The following is a 26,571-nucleotide window of genomic DNA, read 5'->3' as shown; positions in this document are numbered from 1 at the left end:
AATGAAAGAAATACCGACACATTATTATTGCCATTTAGTCGGTGGCATACAAACCAAGAACAAGTTGCAAGGGCAATTCTCTTGTTTTCTCAGAGAAATGGATGGTGAACTGTACCAAGCAAAGGAGTTAAGCAAAATAAAAGAATACATCATTGAAAAAGCCAAAGAACTCAATGAAGAGTTCCCCCGATGCAAACCTCTTAATATCTCCTTTGCACAATACTCAGAAAAAGATAAACATCACCTATGCGGATTTGAGTTTAGCAATTTTATCCTTATGCCCGCTTACTTAATTAAAATATAAAAACAAATGAAAATAGAACAATACCCCACTTGGCTTGTCCCCCTCGACATTGCCAAAAAACTCAAAGAAATAGGGTTTGACAAGGCTTGCGTATATTACACCAATGAACAACTAATGGCAAGTAGTAAGCCTTATACTTATGATAGTCTAAAGACACATATTTACAAACGTAATGGAGCACTCATCACCGACATAGGCAATCACAACATATTCAAAAATCGTATTTCCGTACCAGTGTGGGATGATGTCTTTGATTGGTTTAGAGAAAAAGGTTATATTTTATCAATTTCAGAATATCTAACAGAAACTGTAAGCTATTTCTATCATAATGAGCTCTTTTTAAAGAGTATTCGTGTTGTAGGTGAAACCTATAGCCAAACTCGCAAAGACTTAGCACTAAAAATAATAGAGAATTGCAAACATTATAAGATATGAAAATCGCCCTTACCTTATCACGAGACCAAGCCGAAGTCCTTGCCCGCGCCACCTTCATAGGGCAACCCCTATTCAACAACCGTGAGCAACGTGTACTTTACAGCATAATGCGCGAGGTAACCCTCAAAGCCACCCGCTTTTATATGGGTTTTACCACGCAAAAACAACGCAGGTTTTGGCTCAAACTCTACGAAGCCGATATGTTAGAAAAGTTCTTAGGATACATCCTTACGATGGAATGTTACGGACAATACGAACGCCAAACCCTTCTGCAAATCACTTATGATATTAACGAACAATTAGCATAGCTATGGAAAATACCTACTTTTTTAAAGCAAAAAACACTCCCTCCGAGCACGTTTTTCAATACGACTTAAACGGCAATTTAAGAGTGTTTGAAAACACTGGCGAACCCCTTACCATTAAGCAATGGCTTTGGCTCTTCCACCCCGACCGCCTGCCCTACACCGAAGAGCGAATACAAACACTTGCCAACGATGAGGCTCTTAGGAAGCACTTCACCATAGAAAAAGTCCCCGCATCTGTAACTTTTGAAGATTTCTGGGAGGCATACGGCAAAATCGGCACTAAAGCAGTTGCCAAAAAGAAGTTCGACAAGCTCAAACCCGAAGAGGTCATCAAAGCCTTCATAGGGATAGAGAAAGAAAAGTCTAAAAAGAAGCTGGACGGCACCGCAATGCCCTACGCCGAGACCTACCTAAACCAAAAACGTTGGGAGGTGTGAGCCACACGGACAACAAGCAATAAAAAAACGAGCCAATTAGCACTATTATATTTGCTAATTGGCTCGTTTCATTAATTTGCATATTTACTAATTATGCCATACTTTTGCAGTATAAAACTCCATTCTCTTTGTGCTATGCAACTTATCAGTCAGAAACAACGCAAACAACGCCTACAGAGGCGTAATGAAAAGATACGTGAGCTCTTTGGTGAGCTTACAAACAAGTACCCCCAGTGGCGTATAGATGCCGTAATTGAGGAGGTAGCAGGTAGGGTATTTTTATCCCCTCGTACTGTAGAAGCTATCATTTCTTATGAGGGGATTTATGCAGAAAGTTGAAAATAGTTTTGGTAGTTTAAAAAATAGTTGTACTTTTGCAGTGGTGAGGAGGCTACATAAGAAAACTCCACGCCCTGAACTTGGGACTAACCTTATGAAATAATGAGGTTAGTCCCATTTAATTTGAAAGTCTTTTGATAATATTTCTTCTCTTGTATACATCTTATCAAAATTACCCTTAATTACCCAAACAGTTTTTATACTTTTGGAGCGCCTTACTCTTTCATTAATAGCGTTTTGTAACGCAAATCTATCTATATCTGACTTTATATCTAAAACAATATTATCTGCTTGATCTTTAGCACTTCGTATTGCCTTACTAATAGCGTCAGTGGTTGGTGTAAAACACCTTTTGTACTCCTGCTTTATCTCCAATGTTTTATTAAACGTATCAGCACTTTTCACCCCTGGTATGTTAGACTTTTCTATAAGGTCTATTTCATAGCCATATTTATTAGCTAAGTAAGAGGCTATTTCTACATTTTCGGCTTTCTCATCTTTACCGTGTAATGAACTTACCCTCACCGTACCCTTTTCAGTAGGTATGGTTTGCCACGTTTCCTCTGCTCTTTTAGCTTTAGCCTTCTCCTTTTTAAGTCGTTTTTCCACTTGCTTTTCTACTTCCTTAACGGCTTTTTCACTCATTCCTTTGGCATAAGGTATTACTGGAAATATCTCACCAGAAAGAGCGGGATTGTTAGCAAAGGCTTCTTTTATGGGTATATCTTCTGTACGTACGCCTTCTGTTACGGGGTCAGCAGTAGGCTCTACGTAGCAACGGCAACCCCAATCATTAGGGGGTAGGTGTGTTTTCCAAAAGGAATGTTCTACGGGTAATGTGAGTCCGTCCCAGGCGCGGTGTGTTTCGCGGGTTCGCTCATCGTGTACCGCGTGATAAGTAAGGTTAGGGTATATGCGCTTATTGGCTATATACTCCTCGTACTTTTGCGCCGATAAGGCATTGGCTACTGTTTGATTATACTCGGTTTGTAACCAACGCCTATTGTATTCTATATTCAGTTTGTTAGCCTCTGCCTTGAACTCTTGCCACGACAGCACCTTACCATTTTTAGTTAAAGAGGCTTCTATTTGCTGTTTAAAGCTCGTTTCTTTGAAAGCCGAGAAGCGCGCAAGGTTGTGCTTTAGTGAGGTTACCAGTTCGGTATTGGTTTCCTCAATAGTAGGGTTGTAGCCCTCTGCTAAGGCTTTATTTAGGTGTTTGTAGTAGTATTGCCATAGTTCTTTGCTTTGCGACTCACTAATACTACGATTTTCAAAAGCCTCACGTATGTACCCCTCAATGAGCCTACTCAAGTCGTTGTCTTCCTTGCTGAGCTTTATAGGCTCGTGCTTGGGGCAACAATGGGTGTGATAGTGTAACTTGAGTAGGCTTAGGCTTTTTTTAACTCGCCCTCACTACTTCCTCCAAAGGTAGAGGTAGGCATACTTTCTATTTCCACTCCATAGGTGCGCTCTATATAGTCTTGGGTAAGGACATAGCCACGCCCTAAGAGTACGCCATCTATACTGATTTGCTTGTTAGGGTCTGTAGTTTTCTCTACTGCTATTTTGGCATTGTCGGGTATAGGATAACCAATGGCACGCATAGCGGGCAAAAGTTGGTTATTGAGGAAAGCTAACATCTTCTTTTCGTCGGCATAGACAACCTCTTCCAGTGTGTTCTCGTGTACTGTGCCTTGTGCTTTGCTACTGCCGTTTTCGGTAGTCATTGTTTGGTGAAGTACGAGCTTGGAGAGCTCTTTGTCTAAGGCTTCAATTTTGCGGTAAAACACTTGGAAAGCATCGGCTTTGCTATTCTCTTTGATATCTACTTCTGTACCAATAGGAAAAACACCATACGAAGCTGAACCCATTTCCTCTAACCACTGGGCAACTTCCTCTTTCACACTATCACTCTGCGAAGCAATTTTAGCTATACGTATAGGAATACCAAAAAGCTCCTCGAACTCGTCCCACGAACCCCACGAATGGCGCTTTAGGATTGCATAAGGAGTAGCCTTTTCGAGCAAGCCCGAATGCTTGTAGAATCGTGCTACTAAAACTACCTCTTCCACATCTCGTAGGTCTATGCCAGTGGTAGCATCGTAGTCTTTTAAAAGTACGTGCTTTTCGGGGATTACCAAGCCCCTATCAATAAGTTCTACGGCTTTGATTTCGCCTTTTGTTACCTCTTTGAGCCATATAGGAGAATGCCCGTGATAGATGCTTTGGTGAGCAAACTCGATCACGTCCTCAAACCATTGTTTGTCCTTGATATACTCGGTTAGAGTGTCGTCCTTAATATCATCGATAGCGATAACGTAGTCCTTATTGGTAGTTCGCAAAGTACGGTTTTCGGTGATCCCTGTTAGGTGTCCGTCGAGGAGTACATCTTGGTATACCTCCTCCAATGGGTAAGTACGAGGGTAGTCCACACTATAGCGGGCATAACGTGCCGAGTGCCAATGGTTGAGTTCGGTACGCCATAGCCTGCGTTGTCTTTTGATGATGTCCACCATTAAATTGGTTACCTGCTGAATGTTTTGAGCCGTATTTTTGCCCAAATGTACCTTTTTATTAAGGGCATTACCACTAAGGGTAACACTCTTTTCTATACGTTGTTTATGGGGTTGCTTTGCCATTATTGTAGTTGATTGAATAAACGGTCTATTTCCTTTTTGATATTGTTGAATAAGGTTTTAGAGTCGCCTATAAATTGTCGCTTAGGCATACCCTCTAATCCCTCATTATGTCTACGGGCGTACTCCTTATGGGTGTAGAAGGTAACCTTCATTTTCTCTACACGCGCCCTAAATGAATTGCGCAGCTTGTTGCCTCCTGAGTTGTATCCTGTAAGGATAGCACGTCCCTGGTTACGCTTGCCAAAGGGGGTAAGGGTGCCCTTTTTGCCTACCCTATCCGAGCGGTAACGAGTAAGGTCTCGCCCTCGTGTATCGGTAGTTTTGCGAGGTTGCCACTTCTGTAAGCCCTCATCATTAAACCCCTCATCTTGGAAGTTCTTTTGAATAAACTTGAGTCCTTCTGTTTTAAGAACAATGGGGACATCATTAGCTACCAAGCGTGCGAGGGCTTCGAGCTTTCGGCGGAGTTCTGTAAAGTTGTTGTTAGGCATAGTCTGTTTGTTTTAACTGCCTGCGGTGGCTCACCGCTACCAGTGGTTTTTATAGGTTTTTCGCCCTCCAAGCTTCATAAAAGGGGTGGGTGTATCGGGGGTGCCGTCGCCATCGGTGTCTTTTAGGCGCTTGGGTAGGGCGACTTCTATTTCGCCTTTGGCTATTTTCTCAAGCCATAGCATCGCCTCATCATAGCGGAGCTTTGCCACTTGGTTGAGGGTTTTACTTCGCCTTATATAGATTTCGTGGATAACAATATCTTTGAGGTACTTCAGTAGTATTTTGCTACGCTCGTCACCCTCTTTGGCAAAAATAGCCTCTGTATCGTAATACTTATAGAGGTAAGAAGCCATTAGGTCTATACTTTCGGCAATGATTTGGGTTACTATTTGCTCATCGCCTTGGGTGATAAGATCTATTACCTCCTTAGTGGCTACGGTTTTGAGTTCGTCTTTTGTTAAATACATTTTAAATCATATTTAATTTGAGTTTCTTAGGCTTGTAGGGGTAGGGTGTTTGCCTATAAATGCGGGTGGAGAAAGTAATGCGATAGCTCATAATGCCGTCATCACTTAGGCGGAGTTCCTCCTCACGCACCTGCTGTACGGGTTTGAATTGTTCGCCTTGTAGGAATTGTATGGTATCGGTGATTTTGTCCAATATATCCAGTTCCATAAGCCCCTCTTCACCATCAGCAGTTCCTAAGTGTTGGTCTGTCCAGCCATCTTTACAATAGAAGTCGATATGAAACTCACACTCGCCCTCTTGTACGTGTTGGGTCATTGTCTCGTAGGCAATAGGCATTACCTGAATGAGTGCAGCCGTCCATATTTCGGGATAGCCATTTTCGGGGTTGTCAAACTGACCGCGTTGCAGGTCGATGAGCTCAATGCCTTCAATAGTAGCAAGGGCTTGTTTTACTTTTACAAATAGTTCTTTTCTCGGAGTACTCATATAGTTCTACGTTTGTGTTTAGCAATAAAAGGTCGCCCGCTTTGTAAAGGGTTTTCCGAATAGCCAAAATACTGTTGGGCAAGGGTAATGGCACGCTCTAAGGTATCAGGGGCGTCATCGTTTGAAGCCGTTCCTTTTTCAAAGGAAAGCACCTGCTTAATAAAAGCGTTGTAGTCTTTCTCTGAACGCTTGGGCAAAGTCTCGTCCCAGTACAATATCTTACGGAAAAGAGCATTGGTAATACCCGCCGAAATGCGATTGTGCTTGTCGCCCTCTTGGTGCAGACCAATAGGGATATTAGGGCAAGCGTTGTCCTCTGCACTCTGCATAATAATAGGTGTATAGACGGCTTTCTGTGCCATAGTAGCATCAAAGAAGCCCATAGTATTAAAGCCTTTTTTAAGGTACTTTTTCACCCATTGGGCACGCACTTCCATAGCTGCATTAAGTTCACACCTTTGGCAAAATACCTCCAACACGTACAGCTTAATACCTTTGATGCCAATGAGTACCCCCGCTTTATAGTCGCCCGTAGCGGTGTAGGATAAGTCCCAATGGTCAAGCAAGCCGTCCCACGCCTCATTGTCGGCTATGCGTACCAAGGCAATATCTTTCGCCTTAAAGAGCTTGCCCTCCTCAATAGGGTTGTTGAAATCCTCCCGCTGAGAGGTATAGTAGTCATCGTTGAGCAGAATGCGGATAATATCCTCCTTAGTATCTCGTTCTTTCCACGAGGGTTCCCACTCTACATCCATATAGTTCTCTCGGGTGATATTCACCGTGGCAAGGTTCGTAACCGAGTCGTGCAGGTGCGGGCTATCTTTCCACTTGTCGTATAGATAGTCTAATATGCCATCTTTGACAATATAGTTGTTATTGATGATGAGCCTACCCCGTTTGCGGTGAAAGGCTTTCACCAAGTCGCCCGTTATTTTTTTGCCGTACTTCTCTATCATATCGGGGCGTTTGGCACGGTCTAAGTCCTCTATATCATCCAAAATAGCCAAGTCAGGACGATACATACCAAAACGCAACCCTCTGAAAGGTTGGTTAAGTCCCAAGGCTTTGAAGTGCTTGCCATCTGTTGTTTGGAAATCACCATCCGACCAATCCCCATAAGAGAGTTGCAACCCAAAGTCCTTGATAAACTTCTGATTGTTTTCAAGGTGTGCTTGTAAGTCGGATAGTAGTATTTTAGCAAGCCCCTCGTTAGCCCCTATGAGGATAGGAAAGAAAGTAAGGTTATTCTGCTTGAGGTGGCATATATTGCCCACATTCGACTGTATAGACTTACCTGCACCCCTAAACTTCTTTCTAAACTGACGGATATAAGGGTCTTTGTATAGCCTTATATAATCGTCAATATGAAACTTAGGTGTTTTAGCATCGCCCAAAGGCAAACCACTATCTAAGCCAAAATAGTAGTCAAAAAACTCACCATAGTTTTCTGGCTTTAAAAGTCGCTTGATACGTGCTTCCTGCTCGTCGGCTGTTTCCTTCTGTATAGCCTCGTAGGTAAGTTCCCTAATCATTTTTGATTTGGCAAAATAGCGTTCTTTGGCTTCTTTGAGTTCTGTTTTAGTCATCTCCTTTTTGTAATAATTCGGTTATATACATATCAAAGTAAGGGCGTATCTCTTTAATGGTATTCATATAGGTTTCACGCTTTTTACCGCTACTTTGCCCTGCTTTCTCTAAGATAAAGTTAGAGAAGCCGTCAAGGCTCTCCATAGTGTATACTGCTATCTTGTTATAGTCGGTAATGCGGTCAAAGGCGGCAACAATCTTAGTAATATCATCCGCCTTATAGGGCAAGGGTTCACCTCGCTCAATAGCCTGCGCACACTTAAGCGTGAGTTTGCGAATATTTGAGGGCTTGAGCGTTTGCAATTCTTTCTCATCATCCCATTTGCCCTCCTCTCGCCATTTGCCAAGCGTTTTAATACCAATGCCTATCATTTCCGATATATTGGCAATGCTAAAGCCTTTGGCAAAAAGCTCCTTAGCTTGTGATTTTTTGTAATCTGCCTCAACGGCGGTTAGTCGTGCCATATCTATTGTAGTAATTCATTTATTTTGTTATTAATCTCGTCAAACTTTGTCACATTGTTAGGAGCAAAGTTGCCAACTCCAGCAGGGGTTTGTATGATAGCTGTTTTAAGTTCGTTTAAAAGCTCGTTTAAAAGGCTTTTAAAATCTACTTCACCCCGTTGCAGGTGTATCCCCGCTTTGTCTATGGTAAGCTGAGTATCTTCTATCTGTAGGCTCACGCTCTCAATCTCGCTATAAGCCACTACATAGTATCGGTTTTCGTCCTCCCCAATCGAAGCAATCAGCACGCTACTTCCTACCTTTGGAAAGAGGTAAAACCGCTCGGCATTATCGTTAATTACAGAAGCCAAGCGCACGGTATATTGTAGCTCATCGTCTTTCACCACGCACGTACCTTGCGTTTTGTCTACTGATACCACTTCTACAGCTATAGTAGGGGTTTTGCGTTTGCCTAACTTACGAAGCCCCTCAGCTAATTCTCTATCTATACTCATAATCTTGCTCCTATGGTTACTTGTCGGCGTGCTCCATTGCGCCCAAAGGTAGTTTCTACCTTCTTAATGAAGTACCGCTCGTCTATATCTTTCAGTTCTTTGTCTATGAGTTGCGCCTGCATACCTCGCGTGGCGTAGGGTACTAAGAAACTCGTTATAGAGCCGTCAAAGCCGTCATACTTTAGCTTTTCCATTTCCGCTCTTGCCATATCTCGTAGCTTAGCCTCATCGCTCACCACAGAGGTGTGAAAGGTTCTTAGCTCACCATCGGGATCACCCTCCTCTACAGTTTTCTTTTTGTTGTTCTTATCTATGTAGGTATATCGTATTTTTAGCTTACGTTCGTCTTTGGTACGATATTCCAAGTCGTTCGCCACAATGTTGTAATTGAGGTCATAGCGTGCTGTTTGCCCTATATTAGTAAGCTCCGAAAGCCCTGCATATAGCTTGCCCTCATCGTTAATAAAGATACTTAGCCTAAATTCCTCTTTGAGTTTATCCAATACCTGCGTACCATTGGCATTGCGAATGAGCCATTGGTCTAACTGCATTTGTGGGATATTATCAGCCAAAGTAATAGGAGTGTCTTTCACTACCTCCTGCAATACTTCTTTAAGAGTTGTATTTTGCCACGACTTATTGATGTTCTTGCGCCTCAATAAGTACATAGCGTCCTCGCATTCTATGCTCACGGGAATGCTTGGCTTGACCTTTTTTACATAGCCCTCAAACTCCACCCCGCTATATACCCCCTCATAAGCAAGGGTAACGCTCACCTTATCACCTGCTTTGATAGCCTTTTCTGTATAGAGGCTATCACCTCCATTAGCTACTTTAAAATGGGTAGGAAGTTCAATCGTACAGGTGTCGGCTAACTCGTCTACCGATTTGGTGATTTTCACACTATGTACAGCTTTGAAGGTGTAATCCCCTATTTTGATAATTGCTTGTAATACAAACATTAGTATAAGTTGTTAAGTTGTGTTCTCTTTTCGTCTAACTCGGCATAGAAGTCCATATCTGACACGGCTTTGATGGTGTACTTCTGTATGCCCTCCTTGCCCTCCATAGCCTCGAAACTAATATCTTTTAAAACAATGTTACGAATATCAAAAAGGGTAAAGAGTTTATTGCCTATAACCTCCAGACTTTCGTTCTTTTCAAACAAGCGGTTAATGCTTTGTACTTGTGCAGTAGGGTACAAGTCGGGGTTGTTGGTGTCTATACAAAGCCCCTTAATGGTAATTTGCCAGTCTTCAGTAGCGATATACTCTTTTACTTTACCTCTGCGGTGTTTGCCTACCGTTGCTGTCTCTACAATGGTTTTAGTGAGTGAAAAGCTCACCAAAGGTTCGTTTGGAAAAAGCGTTTGCACGCCTGCTTTGTCGGCAACCTTAAAGGTCATAAAGTATTGGCTACCATTGCTACGTGCTTCACTAATATTGGAGAGACTCGGTAGTACATATTTCTTTTTGTTATTAGCCCACCACGAGGGAAATGCTGGACCTACATAGTCCAAAAAAGCCCGCGCTGTGAGTTCTTTCAAATCAAATTCCATTATATACTTTGTTTTATCAGTGCAAAGGTCATATATATAAAGTAGGTAGCGAAATTAGCTCCCAACGCTTGGGCAAATTCAGTACAAGGTTTGGGCAAATTCAGTACAAGGTTTGTTTGCCGATTTTTATACCTGCTAAAACCTACTGAATTTTGCACCAGAATTAAGTGATGAACTAACACCAATTTGCTAATAATGAAACACCAATTTATCATCAATACCGAAAATGTAAATAGTTATGGCTACCGTATCCTTACTGACGGTATTGACTACAAACAATATATGCGCAACCCTGTCGTACTCTTTATGCACGAAAGAGGTGTTAATGCTTATAAGGGTAGTGAAGTCATAGGGCGTTGTACAAGGCTCTACAAAGAGGGGACTACCCTTATAGCTGAAGTAGAGTTTGACGAGCAAGACGAGTTTGCTAAGAAGATAGCTGGCAAAGTAGAACGTGGCTATATACGTATGGCTTCAATGTTTGCCGAAATCAAAGAAGTATCTGCTGATCCGCATCATCTTTTAGAAGGACAAGTATATGAAACCGTAACCGCTTGTAAGCTCGTGGAAATCTCCATTGTTGATATAGGAGGCAACGACAATGCCCTCAAGCTATCCAAAGACGGCAAGCCCTTTCAACTCAAAAAAATAGTAACTAATACATCAAACAATATGGACATTAAAGTGATAGCCCTTGCCCTTGGTATGGGCGAAAACTCAAAAGAGGAAGCAGTACTTAGTGCTCTACATAACCTCAAAACAGACAAAGAAAAAGCAGAAACCGAAGTAGTGGCTCTGAAAAAAACAATTAGCGAAACTCGCACTGCCGAAGCTACAACCTTGGTAGATAAAGCCGTACAATTAGGGCTTATCCCACAAGCCCTCAAAGAAAGTCAGCTAAAACAGTTTGAAGCAGATTTTGACGGGCAAAAAGCCTTAATCTCTAAACTTGTAGCCGACAAAGAAGCTGAGAATACACAGCAAGGAAAGGCTAACACAGTGCGTGAGGTAGTGTTAGGGGCAGGTGCAAAACCAACAGGTACAGCCAATGAAAGCTTTGACTACTTGCAAAAGAAAAACCCCGAAAGGCTCCGAGCTATCCGAGACAAGGAACCCGAAGAGTATGCCCGCTTAGCTAAAGAGTACGCCGATGGGGTACGCTACGACGAAAAGTAATTTAATAACCCTTTAAAAACAATTTAAAACAGTATGAAATTATCACTAAAAGCATTATGTATTAATGTGGTTTTGGCATTCCTTGCCTCCCTTTTTATCGCCCCAGCTTTGGGTGCCTCAGTACCCTTGGTGGCTACAACTATCGTGGCAACTTCCACCGTAGCCCAGTACATAGCCCCAGAACTCTTTAAGGGTATTGCAATGGAGGGGCTTCAAACCGAAGTATGGATAGCAGGCATTAAAGAAAACCCTATCCCTAACGACTCATTTTTATATAAAAGTGTCGACTTATCACAGTACGTAGAAAACAACAAATTACACCTTGCCGAAGCAGGCGTAGAGCCACAAGTCCACGAAGACTATTTTGCCTCTTCCAGTTCAGCTTTGCCAGTAGCTACTATTGACGATATAGCTAACGAAGTGGTACTTAAAACCTATTCTACTGAACAAACCCTACACCGTGAATTGCAGGAAATTGAGCTTTCTTATGACAAACGCTCCAGTGTGATACAACGCCACCGCGCTTCTCTTGCTAAGAATTTAGGCAAGCGTGCCGCCTGGGCGTGGGCACCACAAAAGGACAACGAATGGAATAAGGTACTTGCCCTTACCAGTAGCGACTCAATAATAGACGCCATTATTGACCTTAAGCAGTTTATGGAGGAAAAAGACATCGTTGAGGGCGTGAACATCTGCTTCACTCCTGAGCACTTTGCCCGTATTCGTAAGGAGGACAAGCGTTTGTACAAGGATATTATGAACGAAAAACAAATGTATGGAATAAACGTATTCCAATACAGTCAAAACCCACTCTATGACGGTACTACTAAGGAGAAAAAACCCTTTGGAGCTGTCAAGGCAAGTAGCGACAAACGCGCTTCATTTATGTGGGTAACAAGTGAAGTGTTCCGTTGCTTCGGCGATGTAAAGATGTATGCCACTCTACGTGATGCGGGTCTACAAGCCGATGCTATTTCCTTTGCACAACGTGCCTTAGTAGGAGTTATCCGCGCTAAAACACCTAAATTCTTAGGAGCTATCTTATAGGAATATAGTAGGGTGAGCGGACGAGTTCAATGGTATCCATACCTCACCCTACTCCTATATTAACTTTAAAACAGAATACAATGACAACAGCAGAAAAAGCAAAACAATATTTTGAGGAAAACAAAGCGACAGAAGAACTCTTTGCTACCTCCGATGGCTTCCTCTTTTTACTAAAGAAAGATGCGCAAAACCACGCACAAACCTTAGAGGATAGCACTGTAGATAGCTATACTAATGAGGTAGAAGATAAAGTAGTAACAGAAACACCAGACAAAACTGAACAATCAGACTCTGAAGGTGAGACTGTAACAGATACTTCAAAATTCAACTTTTTTAAACCTAAAAAATAATGCCATTACCTAAAGTATTATTCAATATTGCCAAAGACGGCTTAGGCAGAACTACGGCTATACAAAAAACTACTGGGCTTATCACAACGGGAGTTACGGTGAGCAATAAAGTAGAATTGGGCAAGTCGTACCAAATCTTCTCGCTTAAAGAAGCTGTAGCTTTGGGAATTTCAGAAACTGAAAACGCCTTTGCCTACAAGCATATCAAAGCGTTTTATGACCAAGCCCCTACGGGTACCCCTCTATGGGTAATGCTCGTATCAGATGCCACTACTATGACGGCAATGCTCGACAAAGACGGTGCTTTTGCCCCAACTCTCATAGCTGATGCCAAAGGGGCTATCCGCGTGCTTGGGGTAGTAAAAAAAGCAACTGGCAGTGAGACCATCACCGCAGGCTTAGACGCCGATGTGCAGACAGCCGTAGTGAAAGGACAAGCCCTTGCCCAGCACTTTGAAAAGAAGTATATGCCTTTTAGGATAGTTGTATCGGGCAACAGTTGGAACGGCAAAGTAGCCGACCTTACTAATTTCTCCGAAAACGAACTCAACAAAGTGGCTTGTTTTATTGGAAATGATGATAAGGAGAAAGAAGCATCAGTTGGTTTATTTTTAGGTAAAATAACCAAAATACCCGTACAGCGCAAAATTCACCGCGTGAAGGACGGCAGCGTATTACCCTTGGTAGCATACTTTACTGACGGCACGACTATCGACAGCAAAGCCGACCAATGGGACGCGCTTGACGACAAAGGGTATATCTTCTTTCGCACCTTTGTAGGGCGTTCGGGATACTACTTTTCGGGCGATAATACCCTTACCAAGCCCACCGACGACTTTAAAAGCCTTAGTAACGGCTTAGTAATGGACAAGGCAATGCTCCTAAGTTATGGGGTATTGGTTGAGGAACTCAGCGACGAGGTGTTACTATCCGAAGATGGCAGTATTCACCCCGCTATTATCAAAGGTTGGCAAACCAAACTTGAGAGTACCTTGCAAAGCCAAATGGTATCGCAGGGCGAGCTTTCAGCTGTAAAGATTGATATAGATCCAAAACAACGTGTACTACAAACAGGTAAAGTGGTGATAGGTATCAAACTGTTACCCGTAGGTTATGCCGACTTTATAGAGGTAAACATCGGTTTTACTACAACAGTCAATTAGTAGATTAGAAAATTAGCAAATTATGGCAACATTCGACAGCAAACAATATGCGTGGTGTAACCTCTCTATCGTCTTTGGCGGGCGCATTATCATAGGAGTTACAGAGTTGGAGTACACCGAGAAACAAGAGAAAGACTTTCTTTATGGGCGCGGGTGCAAACCTCACGGAGTGGTGGCGGGCAACCGTAGTTATGAGGGTAAAATAAGCCTTTGGCAGAGCGAGGCAGAAGCAATGACCCGCGATGCCCCAAACAACGATATACTTAGCCTTAGTTTTGACCTTGTGGCTTCCTACGTGCCTTTGGACGGCGGACAGATAGTTACTGATATTCTCAAGCACGTTGAATTTACCGAAGTGAAAAAAGGAATGAAGCAAGGCGATAAGAATATGATTATGGAGCTTCCCATTATATTTACAGATGTAATACGCCAAGCCTAACAAATTAAACAATAACAAAATGCTTGTGTGGCTTGCACTTTAAAAACCTTTTAAAAGCAGTTTAAAATGATAACTAAAGAACAAATAGAAGAATGGAAAAAGCAGTACAACGATATTTATGTACTGAATATTGAAGACAAAAAGGCGTATTTGCGTACGCCCGACCGACAAACCCTTAGTTGTGCCTCTACTTTGGCAACTAAAGATCCGCTAAAGTTTAATGAGGTAGTACTCAACAACTGTTGGTTGGGTGGTGATGAGGAGATTAAAACAGACGATGCGCTGTTCCTCGCCGCCAGTAGCAAGCTACCCGACCTTATACAGATTAAAGAGGCGACCTTGGAAAAGCTCTAAGTGATGCGGAAATAGACGAGGGGCGGGATTGGCTTCGTATCACTAACGCTTCCTTGCGTTACTATATGCGAATTACCAATCCCGACGACCTCACCGATACCCAGTGGGCTATGCGAGTAAAAGAATTAGAATGGCTTCGGCAAAAAGAAAAGGAACAATAATCACCAATGGCAGACTTGTTACAATATACCTTGTCCTTACGCGATATGGTAAGCGACCGCTTGCAACGCATCAATATCACTACTGATGCGATGCTTGACCGCTTTGGCTCTTTGGAACGCCTACAAAGGCAGGTGTCGCAAGAGTTTAGCCAAATGGGCTCTTCGGTGAGCACCTTGCAAAGTCGGATTAATCTATTGCGTGCTGAGCGTGATTTGTTGCCTGCTAATGGGCTTACAACCATTCGCACTTATAATAGGGAAATCAACCGCTTAGAAAGGCAGGTTACCCACTTGCAAAACAACACGGGCGGTCGTCTGCGCTCTTGGTTCTCTCAGGCAATGGCAGGGCTACCTGGTTTGGCTACCAACCCTCTTATATTGGCGGGAGCCGTGATAGGGGGAAGTATCCGAAAGGGTATGGAAGCCGACTTGCAACAAGCTAATATTACTACTTTGCTTCGTGGCGATGTAGAAAAAGCCAAAGCCTTATATGCCCAGCTATCTGATTATGGGGTAAAAACACCCTACGACAAGGCGGGACTTATTGAAGCACAAAAGACGATGATGTCCTTCGGGCTTTCCTCTGAGTTTGCTTTTGGCAAGCTAAAGAACATCGGCGATATTGCTATGGGTGATGCTCAAAAGATGAAGAGCCTATCACTTGCTTTTGCGCAGGCTACTTCAGCTGGCAAGCTACAAGGGCAGGACTTAATGCAGATGATAAACGCGGGCTTCAACCCCTTACAGGTGATTAGTGAACGCACTGGCGAGAGTATGGCACAGCTCAAAGAGCGAATGAGTAAAGGAGGTATTTCGGCGCAAGAGTTGGCACAAGCCTTTGAATGGGCGACGGATAAACAAGGGCTATTTTACCAAGGTGCCGAAAAGGCGGGACAAACCCTCAGCGGTAAGTTCAACAAGATGATGGACTCTATCGCCGAGCTTGCGCTAAAAGTGTATGAGGTTATTAGCCCTATACTTGGTCCCTTGGTAGACCTTATGGCAGTTATATTTTCAAGTATAGGAGGAGGCATAGGCTGGCTCATTCAGAAGTTTCAAGAGGCTAACCCCGTGGTGCTTCTCGTAGCAGGAGCTATAGGAGTATACGCAACAGCTATGATACTACACAACACCTATACGGCTATTGCTACCGCTTGGCAAAATAGGCTCACCTGGGCAGTGATTAAGACAAACCTTGCTTTTTTAGCCAACCCTATTACGTGGATAATAGCGGGTATTATAGCACTTATTGCTATCATTGCTTATTGCATTGTAGGTGTAAGTGGTTGGGGCAAAGCGTGGGATAACACTGTACAAGGTATGAAGTATATATGGGAAGCCTTTATACTCACCTATAAAGCTCATTGGAATACAGCTGTTAATGCTTTTATGGCGGGTATAGATGCCTGTAAGCTCGCTTGGTATAAATTCAAAGAAGCGGTTGGTTTAGGCGATAGTTCCGAGAACCAAGCGATGATTGCCAAGATACAAAACGACTTGCAAGAGCGTGCCAAATCGGTAACTGAAGGATATAAGAAGGCAGGCGAGGCAGGGGCTAAAGCTAAAGAAGCCTTTGGTAAAATAGGGGACTCTTTAGAGTTTAAAAGTTTTAAGGAGGTAAAAGACGGGCTAATGGGCAAGCTGGGTATGAAAACCGAAAGCAGTCCTACGCCAGGGATAAGTCCTATTACGGGAGAAACTACTGCCACCACGGGAGAAGGCACTAAAACCAAGGACAATATTGTATCAGGAGGCACCCGACAAACGCATATCAATATACAGATAGGCAATGTAGGCACTGATACTAAGGTATATGTTTCCTCTGTACGTGAAGGAGTAGAGAACTTTGGAGCGATGGTCAAGGAGGAACTCCTCAGAGCAATTAACAGTATAAACCAAATGCAGACAGCTTAATGAAAGATATACTCATAGATGAGGAAAACGATTTGCGCCTATTAGCAGGTGATTTTGAGGTGGGGTACTCCGATAACCAACAGCAAAAGGCTATCCTTACTACCGAGAAGGGTGAATGGAAAGAACACCCCGAAGTAGGGGTAGGCATCGCCCAAATGCTCGCCGATGACCTCTATACTGAAACCCTCATTGAAATAAAGAAACAGTTGGAGTATGACGGTATGCAGATTAACGATGTAGCCCTACAAGAGGATGGCAAATTACTAATTGATGGACAATATAATTAAACTATGGCACTAAACAAACAAGCCTTAAAACAAGGCATTATTGACCTTCATCAGGATATGCTTACCAAAACCAATGACAGTATAGAAGAGTACGCCGAACGTTTAGCTTCCCTTATTGACGCCTTTGTACGTAGTGGTGAAGTAACCGTAGCCGCAGGTATATCTGTAAGCACGGTAGGTACAGCCACCGCCCAAACTGGTGCTACTAACAGTACTGGAACGGGTACAATAAGTTAAAAACAAAATAATAATATGACAAAACTCAACTACATCTTACAAGGCTTTGGCTTTAGGGACTCTCACGAATTCTTACGCTCATCCTTTGGTCACACCTTTTCAATGCTATTTATCAAAATGGACGTTATACTATCATTACTATTTGCCACCGTGCACTTCTTATTTGGTTTCAACCATTTATTCCTAACCGCTTATGTAGTGTTACTTATCTTTGAGTGGATCACTGGGGTACAAGCCTCCCGAAAGAGGGGCGAGAAGCACGAGAGTCGCAAGTTTGGGCGTATGCTCCTGAAAATAGCCACCTATCTTGTACCTATTTATATATTGCATACCTTCTCGGCTAATGTAGAGTTTCCAAGTCTTGGAGGTTTTGAGTTCGACCCCTTCCATTGGCTTTACTGGATAGTACTTATAGGGATTATATGGCAACTCGTGGTGAGTCTCTTGGAGAACTTAGATTGTTTAGGCTTTCGCTTTGCTAAAGTACTGCTCAAGATAATTAATAAGAAGTTTTATAAAACCTTTGAGCTCAACGACAACGATGATAACAGTATTACATAATCAAAGTCTATTAGACATTGCCCTGCAACATACGGGCACGATAGAAAGCGTCTTTGAGTTTGCCGAAGCCAACTCTATTAACATCACTGATGATGTGCAAGCGGGCAAAACCTTAGTATTACCTGCAGAGGTATTTAGCAATAAAGATATACTAAACTACTACACCGCAAAGAACTTACAGCCCGCAACCGCCTTTTCTAAAGAAGACGAGAAAGTTGCTAAACGCCTTGAGGGTATTAGTATTTGGGCGATTAACTTAGACTTTGTAGTAACACAACAATAACTATGGCACGAAGCATTCAAGAGATACAAAACCTTATCCTGCAAGCCAAAGCACAAGAGCCTGCATTGGAAAGCCTCAATAGCACTTCCAAAGTAGCGATTTGGCGACTGTGGGTATATATAATAGCCGTAGCAATATGGAGTTTGGAAAAGTTATTTGACCTACATAGGGTGGATATTGACAAACGCCTTGCCGAACTCAAACCCCACACAGCACGTTGGTATAGAAGCAAAGCTCTTGCCTTTCAATACGGCTTTGATTTGTTGCTCGACAGCGATAAGTTCAACAACCAAGGACACACGGAGGAACAGATAGAGGCAAGTAAGATAGTGAAGTACTCCGCAGTGATTGAAAGCAAAAACGAGGGGCGTTTGATAGTAAAAATAGCAGGTGAACAGGGCGACACACTCCAACCAATCACCGATGCCCAAAAGCAATCATTTGTAGCCTACTTGCAAGAGATAAAAGACGCGGGCGTACGCCTATCAGTGGTGAACTACCAACCCGATATACTGCACTTGCAAATGAAGATAGTATATGATCCTTTGTTGCTTGATAGTAACGGACAAAGTATCATTCACGCTACCAAGCCAGTAGAAGAGGCTATAAAAAGCTACTTAAAAAGGTTGCCATTCAATGGTGAGCTCGTATTAGCACACCTTATTGATGCGCTACAACAAGCCGAAGGAGTGAAAATACCGCATTTGGTATTGGCACAAAGTAAAAACATCACCAGCGGTGGAGACTACGGAGCTTTTGAAACCATTGAAATTAGCAAGATACCCACCGCAGGCTACTTTACCATTGATAACTTTAACGATATAACCTACGTTAGCAATGTATAACCTAAAAATCGACAAACTGCTCGTGCTACTTACCCCTACCTTCCTGCGCAAGCCGAAGCTCATAGCGTGGTTACGTATGTTGGCAACACCCCTACACAAATTACTGTACGACTTTCATCGAGAACGCCAAGCCGACTTGTACAACTTGGCTCACAACAGCCAAGTATGCTACCTGCGCAAGGCACTCAATGATGAGTTCGACGACGAACAACGGCGTATCCGTATCGAGGACGGAAAGCAAAAACAAAGGTTGTATATCTATCCCCGTAGCGCAAATAAGCCCCTGTACTTAGGCAAAATCTTCCTCTACCAACGAGGCGACTATATCGACGGCGGCGTAGATTTTATAGTAGTCCTTCCCAAGGACTTAACATACGACAAATATAAACTTGAAGCCCTCGTGAACTTCTACAAGCTCGCGGGCAAACGATGGGAGATAAATCATAACTAAAACCGTTACCCCGTGCGGATTGCCCCTCCCTTTCGGGGAGGGGAACGGGGAGAGGATTATGAATAAGTTACATACAGAACACAACGCAGGCTATCCCTTTGATGTTGGGATTCTCGCCTTTATGCAGAACGCCTACAACCTATTTAACCATTTTGGACACCTTGCAGGCAATAAGGCGATTATCTCAGGTTGCGAGGAGATAGGCAACACCATCACCCCTGGTACTATCTTTATCAACGGAGAACTTTTCCCCTTTGAAGGAGGTGCGAAAGGAGATACCGTTATCATCAAAGAGGAAACCAACGAAGTAACCTTTGACGACGGCTTCCTCCGTCCCTTAGAAAACATTCGCACAGCCGCTTTTGGTCGCTCAACCCCCGAAAAGACTTACAATTGGGAAGACTTTCAACGAGTATCTAACCTGCAAAATTTAGGCAAAAATAAAGCCGAAAACAAAGCCCTTGAAGAGTTAAAAGACGAAGTGGGAAAACTCAAGAAGCAGAAACAAGCTGTGCCTATTGGGCTCATTGCTTTATGGGGTAAACCCGCATCAGAAATACCCGCAGGCTGGAGAGAATACGTGAACTTACGAGGTAGAATGCCAATAGGTATTGACCCTGATTATGTTAAGACAAAAGACGATGTACAAGACTATCGCCTCAACGCACTCAACCAAAGTGGCGGCGAACGTTCGCACAAACTCACCATAGCCGAAATACCTTCGCATAGTCATAATATAGAAGGACTTCCTACACAAATAAATGACACCGATAGAGGAATAGGGCATAACTCACAATTCAGTATAGATGATATTGACACTCGTACTTCAACAAGTACAGGTGGAGACCAGCATCACAACAATATGCCACCTTATAGAGTCGTACAATTCATTGAGTATGTTGGATTTTAATTAAGTAATTATGACAGCAATAAATACATTAAAGAAATGGTTTTCCAATTTCAAAAAGCCAAACCAAGAGCAATTTTGGGCGTGGATAGACAGTTTCTGGCACAAAAGCGAGAAAATACCTATGTCCTCTATCGACGGCTTAGATAGAATAATAGAAGGTACTGCTTCTGCTCAGCAACTCCAAAACCACCTCTCCGACACCCACGCTCATAAGGGGCTGTTTGATGGGAAAGTAGATAAAGTAGAGGGAAAGGGACTTTCGTCTAATGACTTTACCAACGCCTACAAGCAACAACTTGATACTCTCGAAGATTATGATATTGAATTGGACGAGAGTACTACGGAACTCAAATTCAAGAAAGGTAACAACGTAGTAAGGCGTATATCCCTAATGTTCTTGGACGACGAGGGGACGAAGTTGGTGTACAACAGAACGGGCAAGACCTTAGAACTAAGAGACAAACGTGATAACCTCCTTACCAGTATCCCCGTAAGCCACTTTGTCAGTAACATCCCTACGGGTATCGTAGTACAGAATGGGAAGATCAAACTAATGGCAGGCAGTGAAGTTATAGATGAGAATGCTATCTCCTATAATGACCTTGCAGATAAACCCGAATTGAATTATCTACCTTTGAGCGGTGGTTCTGTAAATGGTGATATTAATTTAAATGGGGATTTGTTAGTTAAAGATAATACAAAAATTCACGTTAGAGATAATGGAAATATTGTTTTTGGAAACAAACCTTTCAACGATTTAGTTATAGGTGAATTTAAGGGTATACAATTGTGGGGGCAAGGTAATGATAAAGTTGTTTTAGCTGGCGGTGAAGTTACAAATCTTTCAGAACTTAAAAATGAAAATATAAAAGTTGGCGGACGTAACCTAATCACTGATAGTAAGAAAGAGCGTTATAAAGAGTATAGAGGTACGGTAGAAGATTATATCTATTATGGTATAGTAGGAGGTACATTGGAAAAGAATACAACTTATACATTGTCTTTGGAATACAAAAGTGAGAATATTAGAAGTGTTGAGATGTTTTTTATAAATGAAGGCTTTTCTCAAGCACCTAATAAGAAAATCCCAAATACTAATGGAGAATGGAAAAGAGAGACACTTACATTCACTACTGACACCAATTTAAGTACAAAAGGCTCTATACGTATTGATAACAATGGGAGTGATACAGGTGATGTAACCTCTAAACTCTGGATACGAAATGTTAAACTCGAAAAAGGAAACATTGCAACTGATTGGTCACCAGCACCTGAAGATTTAGCTTGGTATGACGATATTTTAAGAGCAGGAGTAGAGTGCACTCAAAACACGACATTACAAAAAGAACATCAAAATCAAACTCTTTTTGTAACAGTACCTTGTAATATTGAACTTAATACAATTGATGACTTAAGTAGTGTATCATTTAGGAAAGTTTTTGATAGTGGTGTTGTTTCTTTTTCTTGTAATGGAAAAAATATTATTTATACTACTGATAATCAATTTAATGGTAAGAAAGGTTCTACCGCTGTAATATCAAGATATGGTAATGATTGTTACATTGATATAAGAAACATTTAGCTATGAAAAATAAAATCATTCAAAAACTTAAAGGCAGTGACAAACTGCTCCATTCTATGGTAGGTAACACAATATTTGTTGTAGCCTTTATAACCGCTTACCTACTCTACTCACTATGGGCAGCCTTAGCTATGGCTATCGGTGTTGTGTTGTTGGTTGGAATCGCCAAAGAGTTGTACGACAAGTATATCAAGCGTACCTTCATCGACTGGTGGGATATCGTCGCGAGCCTCACCCCGTATCCACTTATTAAACATATACAGAAGCTATGAATGCAATACAATTCTTTCAATGGGGGTCACAAAATAAAAAACCTATAGATATGAGAACTCTATACAATGAGTTGAGTGCTAATATCGAAAATATACGCTTCTCAGCTTGGGTATATTTTGGAGATGGAAACGAAGAAACGGTGCGTTCAAACACGCTAACAATAGAGGCTATTTTAGAAAAGGGCGTAACAAAAGAAATTGAGCTTACATTTAAAGTGTTAGGAAAAATAAGTAAAAGTCATACATCAGATTTTCTATTTAAGAATTGCCCTTATTTCTATGAAAACTTGGGACAAACAAAATGGTTATATGAAGGTAGAGATGTTATCAGATACGATAAACAAAACACCAATGAGTATCCTTATACTGTTCTAACAGCAACATCAACCTCTAAAGTATATCACACAAACGATTTAATCACCTTAAGAATAACAAAACGATAACAAACCCAATGAAAAAAAGCACACGCAACATCCGCTACCTCGTAGTACACTGCTCGGCAACCCCCGAAGGTCGCGACCACACCGCCAAAGACATTAATTTATGGCACAAACAAAGAGGTTTTAACGAAATCGGCTACAACTACATCGTACGCCTCGACGGCACCATAGAAGAGGGCAGAGATGTAAATAAAATTCCTGCCCACGTAGAAGGACACAATAAGGACAGCATCGGTATCTGTTATATTGGGGGGATAGATAAAAACACGCTGCAGCCCAAAGACACCCGCACCGATGCCCAAAAAGAAGCCCTTAAAAAGCTTCTCAAAGAGTTAAAGGCTTTATACCCACAAGCTGAAATCTTAGGTCATAGAGACTTCCCAGGAGTAGCTAAAGCTTGCCCTTGTTTCAACGCAAAAGACGAATACAAAAACATTAGCAAATGAGAAAATTAACCCTATTATTATTAGCGTTCCTTGCTTTAGTAGGTTGCCGTACCCGCAAGGTCACCTCTACCGAGCAACGTCACGCCCAGAAAGAGCACTTTATCCATTACAAGGATAGTTCACAGCTTTTTGCCTATGAAGGTCGCAAAACAGACTTGTCCCACCAGTCCGACCAGTCCTTTGAACTCGAACTCGAAAGCCTCACCGATAGTGTAGGCAAACCACGTGAACTTATCTACACCCGCATTCGTGACGGCGATAATGAAGTTATAAGAGTACTCAACGGAAAGGTTAAGCTACGAGCTACAAGCACCCATTCTAAGAGCCTACAGCAGGCTGATAGTACCCTTTATAATAATTCATACACAAGAACTAAAGCCGAAGTACAAAAACACGCATACACTCAAGTTAAGCAAGTAAGCAAACAAGTGACAAGTAGCCCCGTAAGGCATACCCTTTGGCTCTTGCTTATTGCCGTGTTAGTATTTATCATTTGGAAGTTTAAGCCGTTTCGGTGGAAGATTTAATAAGAATTTAAACAGCTTTTAAAACGCTTTTAAAGCACTGCTAAAATAGGAGGATAGCAGTATAAAAAATGTCCTCCGCTTTTCTACTAAAGTTCCCCAACTTATTCATAGAAACATCAGCACGCTGACTGCGGAGGACAATATGTCTTCTGCGTCAGCGTGCTTTTTGTTTCCTATAAGTTGGGGACTGCAAAAGTACAACTATTTTTTAAAACACCAAAAAAACACTACCAGTGCGGCTCGCACCGAACACTAACCGAAGATAAACCGAACACTAACACTAAAAAAAATGAAAAATCACACTACATCACCATTACCTTTTCAAGGGCAAAAGCGAAAATTTGTCAAACACTTCAAAGAAGCCCTAAAACACTTCCCTGCCAACGCCACCTACATCGACCTATTCGGCGGTTCAGGCTTGCTCTCTCACACCGTCAAAACCACTCATCCCAACGCCCGCGTAATATGGAACGATTACGACGACTTCGCTCACCGATTGGCACTCATACCCACCACCAACGAAATCATCGCCCAATTGCGCCCAATCGTAGCAAATCACCCTAAAGGAACTCGTATCAATGAAGTAAAACCCACTATTTTGGAAGTCCTCCGCCAATACCCACCCGAAGCCTTAGATTATATTACCCTCTCTGCCAATCTCCTTTTCAGCGGCAAGTACGCCACCAGCTTGGAAGCCCTTGCTAAAGACGGCTTCTATGCTAAAGTTTCTCAAACACCCTACAATGCTGATGGTTATCTTGCAGGAGTAGAACGTCGTCAAACCGACTATCGCAAACTCATCGCCGAGTTTGAATATACCCCAAATACCGTCTTTATCCTCGACCCACCCTATCTTTCTACCGACATCAGTTCCTACCGTGGTGCGCAAGATTGGAAGCTAAAGGACTACCTACACATAGTCAAAGCACTTAATACAATGCCCCGTTACATCTACTTCGGAAGCAATAAAGGACAACTCCTCGACCTTTTCGACTTCCTTGCCAACGAATACAACCTCCCCAGTCCATTCAACAACACTACGCGGGTAACCGTTAGCACAAGTGTCAATTACTCAAGTTCATACGAAGATTTAATGATATACAAATACTAAGAAACATAAGCAATGAAATCAACATCCAATACTTGGCAACGTACGCCAATATCCTACTATGGTGGAAAACAAACAATGCTGCCACATATCCTACCCCTTATCCCTGCACATACTATTTACACCGAAGCCTTTTTCGGAGGAGGTGCAGTCTTTTGGGCAAAACAGCCCGTCAAAACCGAAATCATCAACGACTTTAATACCAATGTTTATACCTTCTATAAAGTCCTGCAAACACGCTTTGCCGAACTACAAACCCTCGTACAGCAGTCAGTTGTGAGCCGTGAAGCCTACAAGTCAGCATTGGTAATCTACCACGCCCCTTTTGCTTTTACCGAAGTGCAACAAGCGTGGGCATTTTGGTACGCCACTAACTGCGGTTACTCTAACCAAGTTGGTAACTGCCGTATCACAACCAACAGCAAGAACGTGTCAGCCCTCAACAACAAAATTACCAACTTTACCGACACCTACTCCGCTCGCCTGCGAGGCGTTCAAATAGACAACAACGATGCCAGCGAAGTCCTCACCCGCCACGACACCCCCGACACCTTCCACTATGTAGATCCACCCTATGTAGGAGCCAAGCAAGGGCATTACGGAGGTTATGAACAGGAACATTTTAACCAACTATTAACCACACTTGCCACCCTCAAAGGCAAATTCCTGCTAAGCTCCTACCACAATGAAGAGCTAACCAAATACGTACAGCAGCACGGTTGGCATCAAAAAGAAGTGTCAATGCATTTAGGGAGCAGCAATAGCACAGGCAAGAAGCGTATAGAAGTCCTTACTTCCAACTACCCTATATAATATGTATAGGCAAAAAAACACGGATAAGCACCCTGCCTATCCGTGTTTTTTTATTACCTTTGCCCCTTTCAACCCCCGCTCAAACGCTCAAAAAATGTACATTTCGTTTTAATTTTTAGTACATTTCGTTTTGCGGATTATACATAGATTTATTTTGTGGAATAGGAGGTTTATCACAAGGATTTGTTAAAGAGGGTTTTAATGTTATTGCAGGTTTTGATATTGACAATACTTGCAAATATGCCTATGAAATAAATAATAGAGCTGTATTTATTTCAAAAAATATCTCTGATGTTACAAAGGAAGATATTAACAAATTATATAAAGATACAAAAATTAAAATACTTGTAGGATGTGCTCCTTGCCAACCTTTTTCATCATACTCATTTAAAAATAAAAAAGAAGATGATGAAGAGAGAGAAACAGAAAAATGGAAACTTCTTTATGAATTTTCAAGATTGATAAAAGGAGTTAATCCAGATATTGTTTCTATGGAAAATGTTCCACAATTATTGAATTTTAAGAAAGCACCTGTTTTTAATGATTTTTTAAAAATTTTAGAAGAAATGGGGTATTTTATTCATTATGAAATAGTAAATTGTCCTGAATATGGTGTTCCTCAGCATAGGAAAAGATTAGTTTTACTAGCTTCCAAATTTGGTAATATTAAACTCATAGATAAAACTCATTCTAAAGATAATTATGTAACAGTAAGAGATGCTATAGGACAATTACCTGCTATAAAAGATGGAGAATATAATGAATTGGATAGACTTCATTATGCAAGAAAGTTAAGTCCTTTAAATAAGAAACGTATACAACAAACTCCATATGGAGGAAGTTGGAAGGACTGGGATGATGATATTAAATTAGCTTGTCATAAAAAAGAGTCTGGAAAGTCATATCCTAGTGTATATGGAAGGATGAAATGGGAGGAGCCATCTCCTACAATGACAACTCATTGTATAGGATATGGGAACGGGAGATTTGGACATCCTGAGCAAGATAGAGCTATTTCTTTAAGAGAAGCATCTTTATTCCAAACATTTCCTAAAGATTATATTTTTTATAATGAACAAGAAGGAAGCCTTCCTGTTGTAAATATAGCAAGACAAATAGGGAATGCAGTTCCAGTAAAATTGGGAGAAGTGATAGCAAAAAGTATAAAACAGCATTTAAAACTAAAATAA

The 26,571-nt window shown here is 41.9% G+C and carries 37 protein-coding genes; 27 read left to right on the top strand and 10 right to left on the bottom strand.

Going from position 1 to position 26,571, the window contains the following annotated elements; translation table 11 throughout:
* Nucleotide 1 precedes the first annotated feature (1 nt).
* The 5 genes from DR017_RS02135 (at nucleotide 2) to DR017_RS02115 (ending at nucleotide 1,823) form a co-directional block, all read left to right on the top strand.
* The gene (locus DR017_RS02135; protein ID WP_146741530.1) at nucleotides 2-304 is read left to right on the top strand and encodes a hypothetical protein; all 303 of its coding nucleotides are present in this window, start codon (nucleotides 2-4) and stop codon (nucleotides 302-304) included.
* Nucleotides 305-310: 6 nt separating this feature from the next.
* Nucleotides 311-739, top strand: a complete 429-nt coding sequence (locus tag DR017_RS02130) for a hypothetical protein (RefSeq protein ID WP_002689414.1) — start codon at nucleotides 311-313, stop codon at nucleotides 737-739.
* Nucleotides 736-1,047, top strand: a complete 312-nt coding sequence (locus tag DR017_RS02125; protein ID WP_002681581.1) for a hypothetical protein — start codon at nucleotides 736-738, stop codon at nucleotides 1,045-1,047. The genes DR017_RS02130 and DR017_RS02125 overlap by 4 nt, the downstream gene beginning before the upstream one ends.
* A 2-nt stretch (nucleotides 1,048-1,049) precedes the next feature.
* Entirely contained in the window at nucleotides 1,050-1,484 is a 435-nt protein-coding gene (locus DR017_RS02120) for an LvrA C-terminal domain-related protein (protein ID WP_002681605.1), read from the top strand.
* Nucleotides 1,485-1,577: 93 nt separating this feature from the next.
* Nucleotides 1,578-1,823 carry a hypothetical protein gene (locus DR017_RS02115; RefSeq protein WP_370443769.1) on the top strand — a complete coding sequence of 82 codons (246 nt, stop codon included), beginning with the start codon at nucleotides 1,578-1,580 and terminating at the stop codon, nucleotides 1,821-1,823.
* 108 nt (nucleotides 1,824-1,931) lie between these two features.
* Here DR017_RS02115 and DR017_RS02110 read toward each other — a convergent pair whose 3' ends face one another.
* The 10 genes from DR017_RS02110 to DR017_RS02065 all read right to left on the bottom strand — a co-directional run bounded on the left by DR017_RS02110 (nucleotide 1,932) and on the right by DR017_RS02065 (nucleotide 10,015).
* Entirely contained in the window at nucleotides 1,932-3,137 is a 1,206-nt protein-coding gene (locus tag DR017_RS02110; RefSeq protein WP_002681598.1) for a phage minor head protein, read from the bottom strand.
* A 77-nt stretch (nucleotides 3,138-3,214) separates the two neighbouring features.
* Nucleotides 3,215-4,465 carry a phage portal protein family protein gene (locus DR017_RS02105; RefSeq protein ID WP_002681627.1) on the bottom strand — a complete coding sequence of 417 codons (1,251 nt, stop codon included), beginning with the start codon at nucleotides 4,463-4,465 and terminating at the stop codon, nucleotides 3,215-3,217.
* Nucleotides 4,465-4,956, bottom strand: coding sequence for a hypothetical protein (locus tag DR017_RS02100; RefSeq protein ID WP_002681623.1), 492 nt, complete (start codon nucleotides 4,954-4,956; stop codon nucleotides 4,465-4,467). The genes DR017_RS02105 and DR017_RS02100 overlap by 1 nt, the downstream gene beginning before the upstream one ends.
* 36 nt (nucleotides 4,957-4,992) lie before the next feature.
* On the bottom strand, nucleotides 4,993-5,424 hold the full coding sequence (locus DR017_RS02095; protein WP_002681633.1) for a phage protein Gp36 family protein: 432 nt from the start codon (nucleotides 5,422-5,424) through the stop codon (nucleotides 4,993-4,995).
* Nucleotide 5,425: 1 nt separating this feature from the next.
* The gene (locus tag DR017_RS02090) at nucleotides 5,426-5,911 is read right to left on the bottom strand and encodes a hypothetical protein (protein WP_002681590.1); all 486 of its coding nucleotides are present in this window, start codon (nucleotides 5,909-5,911) and stop codon (nucleotides 5,426-5,428) included.
* On the bottom strand, nucleotides 5,908-7,497 hold the full coding sequence (locus DR017_RS02085) for a hypothetical protein (protein WP_002681587.1): 1,590 nt from the start codon (nucleotides 7,495-7,497) through the stop codon (nucleotides 5,908-5,910). Before DR017_RS02085 ends, DR017_RS02090 begins: the two co-directional genes overlap by 4 nt.
* Nucleotides 7,490-7,963, bottom strand: a complete 474-nt coding sequence (locus DR017_RS02080) for a terminase gpP N-terminus-related DNA-binding protein (protein WP_002681635.1) — start codon at nucleotides 7,961-7,963, stop codon at nucleotides 7,490-7,492. Before DR017_RS02080 ends, DR017_RS02085 begins: the two co-directional genes overlap by 8 nt.
* Before the next feature lie 2 nt (nucleotides 7,964-7,965).
* Nucleotides 7,966-8,457, bottom strand: coding sequence for a hypothetical protein (locus tag DR017_RS02075; protein ID WP_002681589.1), 492 nt, complete (start codon nucleotides 8,455-8,457; stop codon nucleotides 7,966-7,968).
* The gene (locus DR017_RS02070) at nucleotides 8,454-9,419 is read right to left on the bottom strand and encodes a hypothetical protein (RefSeq protein WP_002689418.1); all 966 of its coding nucleotides are present in this window, start codon (nucleotides 9,417-9,419) and stop codon (nucleotides 8,454-8,456) included. Before DR017_RS02070 ends, DR017_RS02075 begins: the two co-directional genes overlap by 4 nt.
* Nucleotides 9,419-10,015 (bottom strand): DUF6046 domain-containing protein, encoded by a 597-nt coding sequence (locus DR017_RS02065; RefSeq protein WP_002681616.1) that lies wholly within the window; start codon nucleotides 10,013-10,015, stop codon nucleotides 9,419-9,421. The genes DR017_RS02070 and DR017_RS02065 overlap by 1 nt, the downstream gene beginning before the upstream one ends.
* A gap of 195 nt (nucleotides 10,016-10,210) precedes the next feature.
* Between DR017_RS02065 and DR017_RS02060 the strand changes: the two genes are divergently transcribed.
* The 22 genes from DR017_RS02060 (at nucleotide 10,211) to DR017_RS01950 (ending at nucleotide 26,571) form a co-directional block, all read left to right on the top strand.
* Nucleotides 10,211-11,191, top strand: a complete 981-nt coding sequence (locus tag DR017_RS02060; protein ID WP_002689406.1) for an HK97 family phage prohead protease — start codon at nucleotides 10,211-10,213, stop codon at nucleotides 11,189-11,191.
* 33 nt (nucleotides 11,192-11,224) lie between these two features.
* Nucleotides 11,225-12,238 carry a hypothetical protein gene (locus DR017_RS02055; protein WP_002681593.1) on the top strand — a complete coding sequence of 338 codons (1,014 nt, stop codon included), beginning with the start codon at nucleotides 11,225-11,227 and terminating at the stop codon, nucleotides 12,236-12,238.
* 80 nt (nucleotides 12,239-12,318) lie between these two features.
* Nucleotides 12,319-12,588 carry a hypothetical protein gene (locus DR017_RS02050; RefSeq protein ID WP_002681560.1) on the top strand — a complete coding sequence of 90 codons (270 nt, stop codon included), beginning with the start codon at nucleotides 12,319-12,321 and terminating at the stop codon, nucleotides 12,586-12,588.
* Nucleotides 12,588-13,751 carry a DUF2586 family protein gene (locus tag DR017_RS02045; protein WP_002681637.1) on the top strand — a complete coding sequence of 388 codons (1,164 nt, stop codon included), beginning with the start codon at nucleotides 12,588-12,590 and terminating at the stop codon, nucleotides 13,749-13,751. The genes DR017_RS02050 and DR017_RS02045 overlap by 1 nt, the downstream gene beginning before the upstream one ends.
* Nucleotides 13,752-13,773: 22 nt before the next feature.
* Nucleotides 13,774-14,190, top strand: coding sequence for a hypothetical protein (locus DR017_RS02040; RefSeq protein ID WP_002681607.1), 417 nt, complete (start codon nucleotides 13,774-13,776; stop codon nucleotides 14,188-14,190).
* Between the two features lie 66 nt (nucleotides 14,191-14,256).
* Nucleotides 14,257-14,544 carry a hypothetical protein gene (locus tag DR017_RS02035; protein WP_002681608.1) on the top strand — a complete coding sequence of 96 codons (288 nt, stop codon included), beginning with the start codon at nucleotides 14,257-14,259 and terminating at the stop codon, nucleotides 14,542-14,544.
* Nucleotides 14,545-14,711: 167 nt separating this feature from the next.
* A complete protein-coding gene (locus tag DR017_RS02030; RefSeq protein ID WP_232755724.1) occupies nucleotides 14,712-16,619 on the top strand; it encodes a tape measure protein in 1,908 nt (635 codons plus the stop codon).
* Nucleotides 16,619-16,906, top strand: coding sequence for a hypothetical protein (locus tag DR017_RS02025; protein ID WP_002681609.1), 288 nt, complete (start codon nucleotides 16,619-16,621; stop codon nucleotides 16,904-16,906). The genes DR017_RS02030 and DR017_RS02025 overlap by 1 nt, the downstream gene beginning before the upstream one ends.
* A gap of 3 nt (nucleotides 16,907-16,909) precedes the next feature.
* Nucleotides 16,910-17,143 (top strand): hypothetical protein, encoded by a 234-nt coding sequence (locus tag DR017_RS02020; protein WP_002689411.1) that lies wholly within the window; start codon nucleotides 16,910-16,912, stop codon nucleotides 17,141-17,143.
* Nucleotides 17,144-17,158: 15 nt separating this feature from the next.
* Nucleotides 17,159-17,704, top strand: a complete 546-nt coding sequence (locus DR017_RS02015) for a phage holin family protein (protein WP_002681632.1) — start codon at nucleotides 17,159-17,161, stop codon at nucleotides 17,702-17,704.
* Nucleotides 17,685-17,987 carry a hypothetical protein gene (locus DR017_RS02010; protein ID WP_002681566.1) on the top strand — a complete coding sequence of 101 codons (303 nt, stop codon included), beginning with the start codon at nucleotides 17,685-17,687 and terminating at the stop codon, nucleotides 17,985-17,987. The genes DR017_RS02015 and DR017_RS02010 overlap by 20 nt, the downstream gene beginning before the upstream one ends.
* 2 nt (nucleotides 17,988-17,989) lie before the next feature.
* Complete coding sequence (locus DR017_RS02005) at nucleotides 17,990-18,832, top strand: hypothetical protein (protein WP_002681577.1); 843 nt, start codon at nucleotides 17,990-17,992, stop codon at nucleotides 18,830-18,832.
* Complete coding sequence (locus DR017_RS02000) at nucleotides 18,825-19,283, top strand: hypothetical protein (RefSeq protein WP_002681595.1); 459 nt, start codon at nucleotides 18,825-18,827, stop codon at nucleotides 19,281-19,283. Before DR017_RS02005 ends, DR017_RS02000 begins: the two co-directional genes overlap by 8 nt.
* A 58-nt stretch (nucleotides 19,284-19,341) precedes the next feature.
* Nucleotides 19,342-20,193 (top strand): hypothetical protein, encoded by an 852-nt coding sequence (locus DR017_RS01995; protein WP_002681564.1) that lies wholly within the window; start codon nucleotides 19,342-19,344, stop codon nucleotides 20,191-20,193.
* Between the two features lie 10 nt (nucleotides 20,194-20,203).
* On the top strand, nucleotides 20,204-21,775 hold the full coding sequence (locus DR017_RS14235; protein ID WP_002681603.1) for a hypothetical protein: 1,572 nt from the start codon (nucleotides 20,204-20,206) through the stop codon (nucleotides 21,773-21,775).
* A 2-nt stretch (nucleotides 21,776-21,777) separates the two neighbouring features.
* Nucleotides 21,778-22,047, top strand: a complete 270-nt coding sequence (locus DR017_RS01980; protein WP_002689410.1) for a hypothetical protein — start codon at nucleotides 21,778-21,780, stop codon at nucleotides 22,045-22,047.
* Nucleotides 22,044-22,490 (top strand): hypothetical protein, encoded by a 447-nt coding sequence (locus DR017_RS01975; protein WP_002681614.1) that lies wholly within the window; start codon nucleotides 22,044-22,046, stop codon nucleotides 22,488-22,490. Before DR017_RS01980 ends, DR017_RS01975 begins: the two co-directional genes overlap by 4 nt.
* 8 nt (nucleotides 22,491-22,498) lie before the next feature.
* A complete protein-coding gene (locus tag DR017_RS01970; protein WP_002681601.1) occupies nucleotides 22,499-22,933 on the top strand; it encodes an N-acetylmuramoyl-L-alanine amidase in 435 nt (144 codons plus the stop codon).
* Complete coding sequence (locus tag DR017_RS01965; RefSeq protein WP_002681585.1) at nucleotides 22,930-23,460, top strand: hypothetical protein; 531 nt, start codon at nucleotides 22,930-22,932, stop codon at nucleotides 23,458-23,460. The genes DR017_RS01970 and DR017_RS01965 overlap by 4 nt, the downstream gene beginning before the upstream one ends.
* Nucleotides 23,461-23,749: 289 nt before the next feature.
* Nucleotides 23,750-24,571: a DNA adenine methylase gene (locus DR017_RS01960; protein ID WP_002681604.1), complete on the top strand. Its 822-nt coding sequence runs from the start codon at nucleotides 23,750-23,752 to the stop codon at nucleotides 24,569-24,571.
* 12 nt (nucleotides 24,572-24,583) lie between these two features.
* Complete coding sequence (locus DR017_RS01955) at nucleotides 24,584-25,381, top strand: DNA adenine methylase (protein WP_002681612.1); 798 nt, start codon at nucleotides 24,584-24,586, stop codon at nucleotides 25,379-25,381.
* A gap of 122 nt (nucleotides 25,382-25,503) precedes the next feature.
* Nucleotides 25,504-26,571: a DNA cytosine methyltransferase gene (locus DR017_RS01950; protein ID WP_095909094.1), complete on the top strand. Its 1,068-nt coding sequence runs from the start codon at nucleotides 25,504-25,506 to the stop codon at nucleotides 26,569-26,571.

The organism is Capnocytophaga sputigena (genome assembly GCF_900446695.1).
In the GTDB taxonomy this organism is placed as follows: domain Bacteria; phylum Bacteroidota; class Bacteroidia; order Flavobacteriales; family Flavobacteriaceae; genus Capnocytophaga; species Capnocytophaga sputigena.
Note: the sequence above shows the minus strand (reverse complement) of the source record. Positions and strands in the feature narration are given on the sequence as shown.

Coding starts and splice junctions, on each gene's coding strand:
- DR017_RS01980 (WP_002689410.1), top strand. CDS start 21,778: ATGAAAAATAAAATCATTCAAAAACTTAAAGGCAGTGACAAACTGCTC.
- DR017_RS02095 (WP_002681633.1), bottom strand. CDS start 5,424: ATGTATTTAACAAAAGACGAACTCAAAACCGTAGCCACTAAGGAGGTA.
- DR017_RS02015 (WP_002681632.1), top strand. CDS start 17,159: ATGACAAAACTCAACTACATCTTACAAGGCTTTGGCTTTAGGGACTCT.
- DR017_RS02080 (WP_002681635.1), bottom strand. CDS start 7,963: ATGGCACGACTAACCGCCGTTGAGGCAGATTACAAAAAATCACAAGCT.
- DR017_RS02040 (WP_002681607.1), top strand. CDS start 13,774: ATGGCAACATTCGACAGCAAACAATATGCGTGGTGTAACCTCTCTATC.
- DR017_RS01975 (WP_002681614.1), top strand. CDS start 22,044: ATGAATGCAATACAATTCTTTCAATGGGGGTCACAAAATAAAAAACCT.
- DR017_RS02135 (WP_146741530.1), top strand. CDS start 2: ATGAAAGAAATACCGACACATTATTATTGCCATTTAGTCGGTGGCATA.
- DR017_RS01995 (WP_002681564.1), top strand. CDS start 19,342: ATGAATAAGTTACATACAGAACACAACGCAGGCTATCCCTTTGATGTT.
- DR017_RS02075 (WP_002681589.1), bottom strand. CDS start 8,457: ATGAGTATAGATAGAGAATTAGCTGAGGGGCTTCGTAAGTTAGGCAAA.
- DR017_RS02020 (WP_002689411.1), top strand. CDS start 16,910: ATGGCACTAAACAAACAAGCCTTAAAACAAGGCATTATTGACCTTCAT.
- DR017_RS02085 (WP_002681587.1), bottom strand. CDS start 7,497: ATGACTAAAACAGAACTCAAAGAAGCCAAAGAACGCTATTTTGCCAAA.
- DR017_RS02115 (WP_370443769.1), top strand. CDS start 1,578: ATGCCATACTTTTGCAGTATAAAACTCCATTCTCTTTGTGCTATGCAA.
- DR017_RS02125 (WP_002681581.1), top strand. CDS start 736: ATGAAAATCGCCCTTACCTTATCACGAGACCAAGCCGAAGTCCTTGCC.
- DR017_RS01960 (WP_002681604.1), top strand. CDS start 23,750: ATGAAAAATCACACTACATCACCATTACCTTTTCAAGGGCAAAAGCGA.
- DR017_RS02055 (WP_002681593.1), top strand. CDS start 11,225: ATGAAATTATCACTAAAAGCATTATGTATTAATGTGGTTTTGGCATTC.
- DR017_RS02050 (WP_002681560.1), top strand. CDS start 12,319: ATGACAACAGCAGAAAAAGCAAAACAATATTTTGAGGAAAACAAAGCG.
- DR017_RS02025 (WP_002681609.1), top strand. CDS start 16,619: ATGAAAGATATACTCATAGATGAGGAAAACGATTTGCGCCTATTAGCA.
- DR017_RS02100 (WP_002681623.1), bottom strand. CDS start 4,956: ATGCCTAACAACAACTTTACAGAACTCCGCCGAAAGCTCGAAGCCCTC.
- DR017_RS01970 (WP_002681601.1), top strand. CDS start 22,499: ATGAAAAAAAGCACACGCAACATCCGCTACCTCGTAGTACACTGCTCG.
- DR017_RS01955 (WP_002681612.1), top strand. CDS start 24,584: ATGAAATCAACATCCAATACTTGGCAACGTACGCCAATATCCTACTAT.
- DR017_RS02065 (WP_002681616.1), bottom strand. CDS start 10,015: ATGGAATTTGATTTGAAAGAACTCACAGCGCGGGCTTTTTTGGACTAT.
- DR017_RS02045 (WP_002681637.1), top strand. CDS start 12,588: ATGCCATTACCTAAAGTATTATTCAATATTGCCAAAGACGGCTTAGGC.
- DR017_RS02000 (WP_002681595.1), top strand. CDS start 18,825: ATGTATAACCTAAAAATCGACAAACTGCTCGTGCTACTTACCCCTACC.
- DR017_RS02010 (WP_002681566.1), top strand. CDS start 17,685: ATGATAACAGTATTACATAATCAAAGTCTATTAGACATTGCCCTGCAA.
- DR017_RS02120 (WP_002681605.1), top strand. CDS start 1,050: ATGGAAAATACCTACTTTTTTAAAGCAAAAAACACTCCCTCCGAGCAC.
- DR017_RS02005 (WP_002681577.1), top strand. CDS start 17,990: ATGGCACGAAGCATTCAAGAGATACAAAACCTTATCCTGCAAGCCAAA.
- DR017_RS02130 (WP_002689414.1), top strand. CDS start 311: ATGAAAATAGAACAATACCCCACTTGGCTTGTCCCCCTCGACATTGCC.
- DR017_RS01965 (WP_002681585.1), top strand. CDS start 22,930: ATGAGAAAATTAACCCTATTATTATTAGCGTTCCTTGCTTTAGTAGGT.
- DR017_RS14235 (WP_002681603.1), top strand. CDS start 20,204: ATGACAGCAATAAATACATTAAAGAAATGGTTTTCCAATTTCAAAAAG.
- DR017_RS02090 (WP_002681590.1), bottom strand. CDS start 5,911: ATGAGTACTCCGAGAAAAGAACTATTTGTAAAAGTAAAACAAGCCCTT.
- DR017_RS02035 (WP_002681608.1), top strand. CDS start 14,257: ATGATAACTAAAGAACAAATAGAAGAATGGAAAAAGCAGTACAACGAT.
- DR017_RS02070 (WP_002689418.1), bottom strand. CDS start 9,419: ATGTTTGTATTACAAGCAATTATCAAAATAGGGGATTACACCTTCAAA.
- DR017_RS02060 (WP_002689406.1), top strand. CDS start 10,211: ATGAAACACCAATTTATCATCAATACCGAAAATGTAAATAGTTATGGC.
- DR017_RS02105 (WP_002681627.1), bottom strand. CDS start 4,465: ATGGCAAAGCAACCCCATAAACAACGTATAGAAAAGAGTGTTACCCTT.
- DR017_RS02030 (WP_232755724.1), top strand. CDS start 14,712: ATGGCAGACTTGTTACAATATACCTTGTCCTTACGCGATATGGTAAGC.